This is a genomic window from Flavobacterium restrictum (genome assembly GCF_007097245.1).
Classification (GTDB): Bacteria; Bacteroidota; Bacteroidia; order Flavobacteriales; family Flavobacteriaceae; genus Flavobacterium; species Flavobacterium restrictum.
The window spans coordinates 117,714-130,802 of sequence record NZ_VJZT01000012.1 but is presented as its reverse complement, the minus strand read 5'-3'; the positions used below and the strand labels follow the sequence as shown (position 1 = coordinate 130,802).

The 13,089-nt window shown below is 37.7% G+C and carries 8 protein-coding genes and 1 pseudogene; 1 reads left to right on the top strand and 8 read right to left on the bottom strand.

The annotated features are described in order from the left end of the window. From FNW21_RS11915 to FNW21_RS11880, 8 genes and pseudogenes are all read right to left on the bottom strand, one after another. Positions 1 to 325, bottom strand: a pseudogene (locus tag FNW21_RS11915) (hypothetical protein); the annotation flags it as partial. A 17-nt stretch (positions 326 to 342) separates the two neighbouring features. Further along, on the bottom strand, positions 343 to 1,314 hold the full coding sequence (locus FNW21_RS11910; RefSeq protein WP_144256976.1) for an arabinan endo-1,5-alpha-L-arabinosidase: 972 nt from the start codon (positions 1,312 to 1,314) through the stop codon (positions 343 to 345). Between the two features lie 12 nt (positions 1,315 to 1,326). Continuing rightward, positions 1,327 to 2,262, bottom strand: a complete 936-nt coding sequence (locus FNW21_RS11905; protein WP_394344691.1) for a glycoside hydrolase family 43 protein — start codon at positions 2,260 to 2,262, stop codon at positions 1,327 to 1,329. Positions 2,263 to 2,545: 283 nt separating this feature from the next. Further along, positions 2,546 to 4,165: an arabinan endo-1,5-alpha-L-arabinosidase gene (locus FNW21_RS11900; RefSeq protein WP_144256974.1), complete on the bottom strand. Its 1,620-nt coding sequence runs from the start codon at positions 4,163 to 4,165 to the stop codon at positions 2,546 to 2,548. Positions 4,166 to 4,176: 11 nt separating this feature from the next. Further along, the gene (locus FNW21_RS11895) at positions 4,177 to 5,724 is read right to left on the bottom strand and encodes an alpha-N-arabinofuranosidase (protein ID WP_144256973.1); all 1,548 of its coding nucleotides are present in this window, start codon (positions 5,722 to 5,724) and stop codon (positions 4,177 to 4,179) included. 54 nt (positions 5,725 to 5,778) lie between these two features. After that, positions 5,779 to 6,780, bottom strand: coding sequence for an arabinan endo-1,5-alpha-L-arabinosidase (locus FNW21_RS11890; RefSeq protein ID WP_144256972.1), 1,002 nt, complete (start codon positions 6,778 to 6,780; stop codon positions 5,779 to 5,781). A gap of 123 nt (positions 6,781 to 6,903) precedes the next feature. Next, positions 6,904 to 8,463: a RagB/SusD family nutrient uptake outer membrane protein gene (locus FNW21_RS11885; RefSeq protein ID WP_144256971.1), complete on the bottom strand. Its 1,560-nt coding sequence runs from the start codon at positions 8,461 to 8,463 to the stop codon at positions 6,904 to 6,906. Positions 8,464 to 8,493: 30 nt separating this feature from the next. After that, a complete protein-coding gene (locus FNW21_RS11880) occupies positions 8,494 to 11,544 on the bottom strand; it encodes a SusC/RagA family TonB-linked outer membrane protein (protein ID WP_144256970.1) in 3,051 nt (1,016 codons plus the stop codon). Between the two features lie 611 nt (positions 11,545 to 12,155). Here FNW21_RS11880 and FNW21_RS11875 point away from each other — a divergent pair. Next, positions 12,156 to 12,845 (top strand): NUDIX hydrolase, encoded by a 690-nt coding sequence (locus tag FNW21_RS11875; protein WP_144256969.1) that lies wholly within the window; start codon positions 12,156 to 12,158, stop codon positions 12,843 to 12,845. Positions 12,846 to 13,089 lie beyond the last annotated feature (244 nt).

Genomic DNA, 13,089 nt, shown 5'->3' with positions numbered 1-13,089 from the left:
TCTTTGCTGGTGGAGACCCTGCCAAAGTCTTTAAAACTTGAAATAAAAATGGTCGGAATTTCTTCCGACCATGACTAACATAAATTCCGTCTTTTTTAATGATTGTGTCAAGACGAAAATTTATAAACAGAAGCGTTAGTAGAAATGTCAAACCTATTGCAATTAAAAGCGCTGTGTTGCTCATTGGTTTGGTACCAAATTGGTGTCCGCTGATAACTTGTCTATAAACGCCAAAAAGGAAAAGTCCGTTAATGCCAATTAGTATTAGCCAAAGCCACGGTTGTTTAAACTTTTGTCTTTCTGAAAATAAAATTGTATTGTCCATTGTCTTTTTTTATGTTTTTAAAGCATCGGCCATAAAGCAGCATCCCATTGCAATTGTTTGATTTGCAGTACTGGTCTCCCGTTTTGTTGGGCATCATAGGCGTGAAAAATGATGTAATCTTTCCCGTCAAAAGTATAGGTGCTATTGTGTCCCGCTCCGTACCAGTTGTTGTCTCCTTGAATGAGTAAAGTTCCGCCGCCTTCGGTCAAAAGTTTTCCGTTTTTGTCAACGTACGGGCCTGTAATGGTTTTGGATCTTCCCACGACTACTTTATAGGTGCTTTTTTCGCCTCGGCAACACAAATCCCATGACAGAAATAAGTAGTAATAGTCGTTTTTCTTGAATAAAAATGGGGCTTCGAGGGCACCATCGCCTGGATCTGCATCAGGAAGTTCGAAGGTTCTTTTGCGTTTGGCAATCGTATGCCATTCTTGTGGTTGTGCGATAGCATTTAAATCGGGATTTAATTTGACCATTTTCAAACCTTCCCAAAAAGAGCCGAATGCCAACCAAGGCGTATTATTTTCGTCGAATGTTAAGTTGGGATCTATAGCGTTCCAAAGGTCTCGGTTGGGAATAGATTGAATGACAATGCCGTGATCGATCCATTTGTAAGCAGGGTCTTTTGGGTTCAAAGTGGTATTGGTTGCTAGTGCTATTGCCGACGTATTTTTGGCGAAAGCCGAAACCGAATAATACAAATAATAGGTATTGTTATGAAAAGAAATATCGGGTGCCCAAATGTGATTGTCGAAATTGGGGACTATGGCATCAATCCAAAGTGGTTTTTCTTGGAATATTTGTGGTTCTGATTTCCAGTTCTTTAAATCCTTGGAACTAAAAACACTGATGCCTTGACCCGTGCAATAGATGTAATAGGTGTCTTTTTGCTTGATCATAACAGGGTCGTGAACGGTTATGTCTTGGGCAAATGAACAACAACTAAACAATAGTGTCAGGAAAATGTATAGGTAGTGGTGTAATTTCATGGTGTTTTTGTTTTAATTCTGAATGCCCTCGGTTGTCATAATCACTCGTTTCATAGTACCATCTTTATTATAAAATAGGCGGTCTACACATACCGATCTTCTAAAACTACCTCCATTGGGTTGCGTGGCTCCATTGTGATAAATAAAATAGGATTTGCCTTTGAAATCGATTATAGCTTGATGATTCGTGTTGGAATTTCCGGCGAGTTCGTTCAAGATTCCTTTGTATTCCCATGGTCCATTGATAGATTTGCTCATGGCGTAGGCAATTTTTTCTGGAAACTGATAGGCGTATGACAGGTAATACCAATTGTTGTGTTTGTGAATCCAGGGTGCCTCGGTGTAATTGGGTAAGGTGATGGTTTGAATTTCGCCATCGAGTTCGGTCATGTTGGCTTTTAATTTGGCATAATGACACACGCTGTTTCCCCAAAAAATGTAGGCTTGACCATCATCATCTATCATTACGGTTGGGTCTATATCGTCCCAATCAATTTTGGTTTGGGTCGTCATGTCGTTAGTCACTAATGCTTTTCCTAGCGCATCTTTGAACGGGCCTGTTGGACTATCTGAAACGCCTACTCCAATGGCTTTTCCGTTGATAGCACCGTGTGAAACGGTAACGTACCAGTAGAATTTTCCGTTACGTTCTATTACTTGCGACGCCCAAGCATCGGAGGTTGCCCAAGTAAAATCGGTTACTTTTAGCGGTACGGGATGTTCTTGCCAATGCACCATATCGGAGGTGGAATAGACCAACCATTCGTTCATTTTATAAAAATTAAAATCATTGGGAGCTTCATCGTGACCGGCATAGAGATAGACTTTGTCTTTGTAAACCAAAGCTGCTGGATCACCCGTGTATTTGTCCTTGATGATCGGGTTGTTGATGGCTGTTGTAGTTGCCTTTTTATCTTTGGCGGAAGCCAAAACAGTATTTTGCGCCATTGTTTTGAGAGAAGCGACAACGGTAAAAAGGGCGAGGGTTATGATTGTGTTTTTCATGTTTTGTATTGTTTAGGACAGGCTATTTTATCGAAATGCTCTTTCTAAAACTAGAAAGAGCATTTTTCACTACATTTAAAATATTAAAAAAAAAGGGTAATTAAGTAAGTCGAAAGTTTAAATGTCGTAAAGTCAAAAGAAGCAATTGCAATGAAAATAATTATAAATGAGCTAATTAAAAAACTTCATCTGATTTTAAAACACACCATTATACCATGGTTATTACTTAATTGACTTGTTTGCCCCAAACAGGCAGTCCACCTGCGGTAAGACCAGAGTAGGTTAGGGTTACTTTGCGAGTGGCATTTTCCCAGTCCCAGGCATCACTTACTTTACATTTCACACCATTCACCGTTAGGGTTTTGTTGGTGCTATCATACGACCAAGTTCCTGTAACGCCACCGCTTACTTTCTTGTCGGCAGTTAAGTAAATTGTAGTTGATTTTTGAATCACACCATACTGATAGTTCATAGAAATTTGTTCCCATGTTCCTAAAAACGAGGTTTCGCTAATGGTCGTTGCGGGAACACCAGCATAACGTTCTGGTGCAATTACTGGCCAGCCATCATCCGTCCATTGTATGCCCCGAACATGCCCCATCATAATAGCATTAGACACTGCAATTCCTGCAACGCCTACTGGTAAGCGCGCTTGAGAGGAATAAAACCATTCTTTGGTATCTGGATTTTGGAAAATGGCACAGTGCGATATTCCAACCCAACCTGTGTGGGAATTAAACGCATAAGGATGCGTTAGCATTGGGAAACAATCGGCACCACTGGTAACATCGGCACCATTTATTCCTAGGAATGGGCCTGTGATATTTTTGGAACGCGCCACACGGGTATTGTAAGGCACATCAAGTCCGTCATAGGCCATGAATAAATAGTAATAACCCGTATCTGAATTATATATAATCTCTGGCCCTTCGGAACCTTGCCAACGGCTCGTGGCGCTACGAGTAGCAATACGAGTTCCGTAATCGCTCAAGGTTTTCAATTGATCTGGTTTTCCAGTGGTTGGATTCAGTTTTAAAGCGGCAATACCAGAATGCCAAGACCCATAAATTAAGTATTGGTCTCCGCCGGGTGTTTCTACAAAACTGGGGTCAATGGCATTGAATTTAAAATATGCATCCCAATCGTTAGCACCATTTCGGACATAACTTTTTACACCATCAGGTTCCGAGCAAACGACCATTCCTTTGTCTGTCCAAACATTGGATGCCAAGTCATCAGTTTCGGCAAGACCAATAAACGCTCTTTCAGACCAAGAAGTATTGTAATCTGTTCCTACAATAGGTTCGGTTACGACAATGCTGTAATACATTCTATAGATATTCCCTACTTTCCGCACGCAAGGTGCCCAAAAACCATAGGTTGGGTTTGCTATTGCTGGCAAAGCGGGAACCATTCGAGCTCTTTTGTTGTTCAAGGAATCTTTTACCCAAGCAGGAGCTGTAGTCATAGAAGATCCCATGAAATCCCAAGTGATAAGATCTTTGGAACGCCTGTAGAAAAAATGCCCGTGACCTTCGGTTGCGTTTCCGTAGGAAGCATCGGTTTGGTACATATAATAATACTCGCCACATTTAGCAACTGAGGGATCGTGTACGTTGGCCAAATTCCATTGCGAATTGCTTCCCCAGTCTGAAATAGCCGAATAATTATCCGAGTATGTTGGTCCAGCAAATGTGGGAGTAGGCGTGGGAGTAGGGGTTGGTGTGGGAGTAGGAGTTGGCGTAGGTGCTGGATCACTTTTGGAACAACTACTAACCGATGCTAGGACTACAAAAAGCAGTACAAAACGAGTGACTACTCTTACAATGGAATTTGATTTTTTCATAAGGAATGGTATTATTTGCCTTCCAGCATTAGTACTGAAAACGGAGGTACAGTAACTGTTAATTTGCCTTTTTTTATTTCAAAGCCTTTAAAAGCAACGGGCTGAATTTTGGTTGGATTATCAAATGAATTGAAATCCTGCAATTTTGATGATGCTATAATTTGACCTGAAATGGATTTGATGCCCAGTTCGTTGAGGTCAATTTCAAGTGTATTTTGTTTTTTGGAATCTACATTTACTACTGAAATATGCACCAATCCCATTTTATCTTTGGATGCCGAAGCGGATATAGCAGGAAGTGTCTCGCCATTGTAGGTGTAAAGTGGAGATTTAATAGTTATGGGTAACAATTGTGCGTCTTGGTGTACGCTATATAATTGCATCACATAATAAGTGGGTGTCAAAATCATTTTGGCTTTGTCAGTAAGGATTACGGCTTGTAAAACATTGACACATTGTGCCAAGTTCGCCATACGTACCCTCTCGGCATGATTATTGAAAATGTTTAATGTAGCTCCTGCTAGAACGGCATCTCTCATGGTGTTTTGTTGGTACAAGAATCCAGGATTACTGCCTTTTTCAACTTCATACCAACCTCCCCATTCATCTACAACCAATGCAATTTTTTTATTCGGATCGTATTTGTCCATAATGGCGGAATGTTTGGTAACCAGTTCCTCCATTTTTAATGCTTGTTGCATTGTTTTGAAATAAATTTCTTCTGTAAAATCAACGGCATCTCCTTTTTTGTTCCAATCAATTACGGAATAATGATGCAGAGCAACTCCGCCAAGCATGTTTGCTGGTATGTTTTTCATCAAGGTTTCGGTCCAGTTGTAATCTGTGCTATTGGCTCCTGAAGCTACACGCATCAAGCCTCCCGTGTTAGACCAATCGGACATGAATGTGGCATATTTGCGGTATTCGCCAGCATAATAATCGGCAGTCATGTTACCACCACATCCCCAGGCTTCGTTACCAACTCCCCATATTTTTACTTTCCATGGTTCTTTTTTGCCGTTTTTTACACGCAAATCGCTCATTGGACTTTTTCCTCCAAAATTTACGTATTGAACCCAGTCTGCTAATTCTTGAACCGTCCCACTGCCCATGTTTCCAGCTAAATAAGGCTCTGTACCCAGTAGTTCGCATAAGTTTAAGAAATCGTGGGTTCCAAAACTGTTGTCTTCGGTAACGCCGCCCCACCATTGATTTACTATTGTTGGGCGGTTTTCTTTAGGACCAATTCCGTCTTTCCAGTGGTAGGTATCGGCAAAACAGCCGCCTGGCCAGCGTAGATTAGGGATTTTTAATTTCTTTAGAGCATCTATAATATCGTTACGAACTCCAGCTGTATTGGGTATCTTGGATGTATCACCCACAAAAAAACCACCATAAATGCAACGTCCCAAATGCTCGGCAAAATGACCGTAGATGTTTTTATTGATTGTAGGTGCGTTTGGTGTATTTTTTATGGTAAGCACTGTCGTTTCTTTTTGCGCAAAGCTATTTTGACTGCAAAAAGTTAAAATAAATAATAGTAATGCAATTTTTTTCATGTTGATTTTAATTAATAATGAGGGATTTTTTTAGAATCCCTCAAAATATTTTTTTTAATAAGCAATAGTTGGCCAACCACTTGACCATGTAAAGTTAACTATTTCTAGTTTAGGATTGCCACTATCGGCACCATCATAATAATGAACAGATCCTTTTTGAGTTCCTACAATTCTAGAAATATGACCTGGGCCTATGTAGTTCCCAGTCGTTTTCAAGACGGTTGTACCACCACCTGCTGTCAATGCCACGCCACTTTTATCTACAAATGGGCCAAATGGGCTTGTGGAACGCCCTACTACAATATAGTAGGTGCTGTTTACCCCTTGGCAACAAGCTCCACGATTGGCAAACATATAGTAATAACTTCCTTCTTTAATTAAACAAGGTGCTTCCCAACTGGCACTGCTACCACCTGCCACAATTGTTTTGCTACCTATTGTTTTACCCGTTGAAGCGTTAATTTGTATCACACCAATTCCTGCATGAAAGGATCCGTATGCCATATAGACATTGCTACCGTCCACCAGAATAGACGGGTCAATTGCATTTACATCTGACGATGTTGATGAGGATGCGACAACACCTCTATCCGTCCAAGTAGTTCCTGCGCTTTGCGATATAGAAGGAGCAGTAACCAACCCAATTGCCGAGCTAGCAGACCCAAACGTAGAACAAGAATAATACATATTCCATCTATTGTTGAACCAAGCCACATCTGGTGCCCAATATGTTTTAGTAAAACCAGAAACATAACTCGTTATCCAGCTCGGTGTGCTGCTGAATACGGATGTTCCCCAAGACCAATTTATTAAATTTGTGGAATAGGTCATAGGAATATTGTCTCCCGTTGTAAATACATAATAGTTTACGCCGCTTTTTACAATTGTACTTGGGTCGTGTGAAGCTACAGTTCCCGCAACTGTTTTGGCAGTTAAACTACTGGATTGAGTTACTGGTGTCGTAGCAATAACTTCGGTTTGAACATCGTCTTTTTGGCAGTTTGTTACCACTAGACCCAACAGGAGTAGAGCGGCTATTTTTTTTGATTTTATCATAGTTGAAAAAGTATAAATAGTATTTTTTAGATAATTTTTGTTTCTGTTTTAAGGAATAAAATCATGTAGCCTCCTTATTATGGTTGCCACATGATTTTAAAACTTAACTAAATCAACTAAATTTTAATACCCATCATTTTGAACGGTTCCTGGATTGTTATCCATTTCCAATTGTGGGATTGGGAAAAATTCTCTTCCTGTAGCATACGAGTTAAACTCAACATCTCTTGATTTTAACCAAGCTAATTTTGTTGAGTTTTGCAACCATCCCCAACGACGTATGTCGTCAAAACGGTGCCCTTCTAGTGGGAACTCCAAAAATCTTTCGTGACCTATTTGTTCTCTCATAGCAACTTGATTCATTCCAGGTTTTGCAGTGCTTAAGTTAGGCAAGCCCACTCTGCTTCGTACCATTTGAATGTAGGTATAGGCACCAGGCGTGTCGCCAGTTTCGTTCAAACATTCGGCATACATTAACAACACATCTGAATAACGCAACAAACGCTCGTTGATTCCAGAACGCCAATCGTATTCGTTTGCGTAATTTCCATCTGAATTTTCATATTTTCTACAAAATAAATCATTCAAATCTCCCGCATTTTTAGCATAAAAAGTAGCAAAATCTTGTCCGTATAATTTCACACCCGGTTTGTTGTAAAACATAGTGGCATCTAAACGAGGATCTACAGCACCTGAAGTGGTTAACTCGTCGTGAAATTCATTGTATAATGTCCAGGTTGGTTGTACATCTGTCCATCCAAAAGCTCTTGGCGCATAGGTAATAGCACGTGCTGAAGTTTTTCCCCAACCGGATGCTGGTGCACCACCCCAACCTAAATCTACCCCACCTGCGGCTCTACTAAATTGTACTTCGAAAAGAGATTCCGAATTGTTTTCGTTAGTATCCGTAAAGTTGTCCCGATAATTAGCTACTAAAGAGTAAACGCCCAAATCAATAACTTGTTTGAAAGTTGTTTTGGCTTTTTCAAAATCTTTGGTAAATAAGTACGCTTTTCCTAAATAGCCAAGTGCAGCACCTTTGGTAGCACGTCCTTTTTGTCCAGCGTCTAAACCAGTTACGGATGTGTAAGAGGCAGGAAGCAAGTCCGCAGCTGCTTTGAAATCAGCAATTACTTGAGCCCAACCTTCTTCGTTTGTTTTTTGGGGGTAGTAAACAGCTATTTCAGTAGGCAAAGGCACGCTTTTGAACATGTTTACGGCATGAAACAAATACAATCCTCTCAAGAAATAGGCTTGGCCCAAAATTCTACTTTTAAGAGCAGCATCGGTCATTTCAATTTTTGGTACATTGGTAAGTACTTGATTGGCACGATAAATTCCTTGGTAATAGGTTTCATAAGCCCAGCCATAAATAGCCGAGTTGGAAACATTGGAGTTAAAACGACCTACATTGTACATAGCGTCCCACGGGCTGTTACTTCTAGTGTCATCGCCTTTTAAGTCCAATAACAAAGGTGTGCTTCGCATGTACGTACCATCTGTAAGTAAACTTCCGTAAGCTGCGTTTACTCCTTCGATAGCGTCCTGATCTGTTTTCCAGAATGAGTCAGCTGTTGCTACATTAGGATCAACTTGAAGTAAATCTTCATTGTTAACGCAACTGGTTGTTACAATCGCCAGTGAAAAGCAACCAGCTATATATTTAAATATTTTATATTTCATTTTGATTCGTTTTTAATTGGTTTACTAATTTTAAAAATTTACTTCAAGTCCTAAAGAGAAAGTTCTAGGATTAGGGAATGAACCTCCGTCATATCCTCTTGAGAATAATCCGTCGTTGCTATTAAAATCAGGGTCATATCCTTTGTATTTACTAATGATTAATAGATTTTGTCCATTAACAAATACTTTTGCTTTTTTAATAAAACTCGCTTCAGGAACTGGAATTTCGTATCCAATTTCCATAGTTTGTAATTTGATATAATTACCACTTTCAATAAATCGGTTAGAGTCTCTTGCGTTGGCATTAGGATCACCAATAATAGGACGTGGCACATTAGTATTGGTGTTTGTAGGCGTCCAGTAATTAAGTTCATCGGTACTATGGTTGCCGTATTGTCCAGCCATTAAGTTACGATACATGGCATTGAACACTTTGTTACCCCCAGCACCTTGCCAAAACATGGAGAAATCCCAGTTTTTGTAGGAACCGTTAAAGTTAAATCCGTAGCTGTATTTAGGGATTGTAATTCCTTGATACGTTCTATCTAAATCACTTATTTTTCCATCACCATTCACATCTTTAAAACGAATATCTCCCACACCTGCATTGGTTTGAGTTGGAGCTGCTGCTAATTCGGCTGCATTTTGAAAAATTCCATCGGTTTCGTAAGCATAAATTTCACCTATTGATCTGCCAACTTCTGTTTTTGAAGCGGCACCATAAATTGGGTTTCCGTTAAGTCCAATTTGGGTTACTTTATTTTTTAAAGTTCCTAAATTTGCTGAAATGCTGTATTTAAAAGCATGGTGATTGTTGTTGTACGTTGTTGAAAACTCCAATCCAGTATTTTGAACTGCACCAGCATTAGTAGTAACACTTGCAGGATATGCACCTGTTGAGTAAGGTAATGGAACTCCAATTAATAAATCGGTTGATTTTTTTATGTAATACTCTGCTGTAAATTGTAAATCATTGTCAAGCATTCCTAATTCAAGGGCAACGTTAGTTGTTCTAGTTTCTTCCCAGTGTACATTAGGATCAATAGCACTTACTACTGTTGTTCCTGGAGCTAAAACGTTATTGAAATCATATCCAGCAAAACCATTTATGGTAGGCGAATAGGCATAAGTTCCTATGGTATTGTTACCTAATACACCATAACCAGCTCTTAATTTAGCAGTGTTAATCCATTTTGGTAAATGAATAAATTTTTCATTGGAAATTTTCCATGCACCAGAGAAAGAGTAGAAATTTCCTGTATTGTTTTCTGGACTAAAAAGTGATGTTTTATCTTGTCTAAAGTTTCCTTGTACTAAATAGCGGTCATCATACGAATAATTAATACGGCTTAGATAAGACATACCTGTAATCGTGTTTTCGTATTCTCCAGCACTTGTTGCATCAGCATATTCAATGTGGCTAATTTCGCCAGGTGTATACCCAACTCCTCTTGACCAATGGTTGTAATAGTCGCTACGTTCTTGAACACTACCTACTAAAGCATCAATTTTATGTTTGTTAATTGTAATTTCATAGGTAAGTAAGTTGTTCAAGAAAGTTCTAGATTGATTTCCAGTTGACACATCTAATGACGCTTCGTCATTAGTTGTAATATAATACCAACCTAAATCACTTGGTGGTACAAATTTTCGGTTTTGCCAATCTAAACGGTCAAAACTGGCATCAATTTTATATTTTAATCCTTTTACAATTTCTAGTTCTCCCCAGATATTTCCAATGAAACGGTTTCTTTTTCCTGTATTTGTAATTAAATTATTGAATCCAATAACGTTCATTGAGATGGCTCTTTGTGTCAAGTTAGTTGTTCCACCGTATCCACCCAATCTGTTGGCGTCATAAACGGGCATCGTTGGGATTGCGCCTAATAAATCACTAATTGGCGATTCTCCTGCATTGTATTCATTAAAGTTTTCTTTGTCTGATTGTGTGAAACCAATTTTTGAACCGTATTTGAATTTTCCTTTTTTACCTGTTAAATTCAAAGTCGTAGATAAACGTTGGTAATCTTGAGGTGAGTTTAAGTAACTGCTATTTTTGTAATAATCAACATTCATGCTGTATCCTAAATTTTCGGCACCACCACTAAATGTTAACGCATGGTTTTCGATAACACCTGTTTTGAAAGCTTCTTTTTGCCAATTGGTATCTACATTATTGATGTAAGACGGACTACTTGGATCATTTCCTGGGGCAATACTAGCTAAACCAGCATTTCTTTCGGCAGCACTAGTAATATTTTGGTATCCAAGTCTATCAGTCAATGACCATTCTTTGGCAACATTTTGAAAACCAATAAGCGAACGGTATTTAATGTCAAATTTGCCATTCTTTCCTTTTTTTGTGGTAATGATTATTACACCATTTGCTCCACGAACACCATATATAGCTGCCGATGACGCATCTTTTAATACTTGCATGGACTCAATTTCGCCAGGTGCAAAATCATAAGGACTGTCTACAATCATTCCGTCAATTACAAATAAAGGATTGTTGTTACTAAAGGAGTTGATTCCTCTAATTTTTATGTTCACAAATCCTCCAGGCTCTCCTGATGATTGCACGGTTACACCCGCTACTTGACCTTGCAACATTTTTGCAGCATCGTAAGTTACAGTCTTTTTGGCGTTTTCCATATTTACTACACTAACGGATCCAGTAAGATCTGCTTTCTTTTGAGTTCCGTAACCTACGACAACTACTTCGTTAAGTTGGTTTTGGTCGTCTTTTAGAGCAACATTTATTATTGTTTTAGTTCCAACTGTTAGTTCTTGATTGGCTGTTCCTACGTATGAAAATACAAGAACATCATTTGAGTTTGCTTTAATAGCATAATCTCCATCTAATCCTGTTACGACAACTGTTTTTGTTCCTTTAACGGCAACGTTAACACCGGGTAATGGCATAGCGTCTGTTGCCGATGTAACGACACCAGTAATGGTTTTGTCATTTTGAGAGAATGCGGTATGCGAAGAAAATAGTAGTACTACTACTGCTAATAGCCATTCTTTTTTTGGAATTAAAAAATGACAATAGAAAAATAATGGTTTGGTTGTTATCATATTGTTTTTATTAAGGTTAATTTATAAGTGTGTGTTTTACATTTGTAAATTTAATTAAAAAAAATCCATAAAAACAAATTAATCTTCTAAAAAAAAGGAATAAAAAAAACACATCTGATAATATAAGTGTAAAATTAACATTTAAAAATTAGGTGTTTTTTTAGTAAATGCTATTATTTTCTATTTTTTTTGATTAAAACACTGTTTTTTAAATAAAATATGAGTCGTTTTTATAAAAAAAAGACAATATTTTGAATTATTAAAAAAACATTAATTTTTTGTTTTACATCGGGGAATTCATATAAAAAATGGAGAATGGGTTGTTTTTGCAAACGTTATTTGTAGTACTAATTTTGTTATTTATTATAATTTCAAACGTTTTCGAACCAGCAAACTGATAAAAATTAGTTAAAACCATCTAGAATAAGTAGTTTTATATTTAATAAGAGTATTTATTTGAGTATTTCTTGTTTTTTTGTTTACAAAAAAGGTGCTGGGAAGTGGAAGTGGTTTTCATTTTGATTTACCTATATAATAAGTGTAAAAACTACATTATATAGTTGTCCCTTTTATAGAAGTTATTATATTTACAACCAAAATAAAGGTAAAAGATGTTAAATAGTTATAGTTCAGCCGACAAAGTGCTACTGGCTGTAGATTGTATTATTTTTGGGTTTGATCATGAAGGATTGAAAATTCTTTTGATTCAAAGAGATTTTGAACCCGAAAAAGGAAAATGGTCTTTGATAGGTGGTTTTTTGAAAAAAGAAGAAGTCCTCGATACGGCTGCCATTAGAATTCTAGATCGGTATACGGGTTTGCAGGACATTTATATGGAGCAATTACACGCCTATAGTGATATCGATAGGGATCCCGTGGAGCGAACCATATCTGTGGCGTATTTCGCTTTGATCAATATTGAAAATCATAATGCAGAACTGATTCAAAATTACCATGCGCAATGGTTTAGTGTTGCCAATGCTCCAAAATTGATTTTTGACCACGATAGCATGTTGCGTCACGCCATAAGGAGGTTGCGCTACCGTACCTCTATAAAACCAGTTGGGTTTGAACTCCTGCCCGAAAAATTCAGTATGCGTCAATTGTTAGAATTATACGAAGCTATTTTGAGTAAGGAATTAGACAAACGTAACTTTATTAGCAAAATAAATTCGTTAGATATCCTCATCAAATTAGATGAGAAAGACATGCAATCCTCCAGAAAAGGATCCTATCTGTATATGTTTGACAAGGAAAAGTACGATGCCAAACTTTTGAATGATTTTGTTCTGAATTTATAAAAGGGACTATAATTCTTGACTATAAATGAAGCCGCTGTAAAGGGGCTTTTTTTTGTGCCTAATTTTTTTAAATTCAAAAGGTGTTGGTTTAAAAGGCAAAATTCAAAATTCAAAATTCAAAATTCAAAATTCAAAATTCAAATTTTAAAATTCAAAAGATTTTGGTTCAAAAGACAATATTCAAAAAGTAAAATTCAAGTTTTTTAAATTCAAAAGGTGTTGGTTAAAAATAAAAAACAAATTC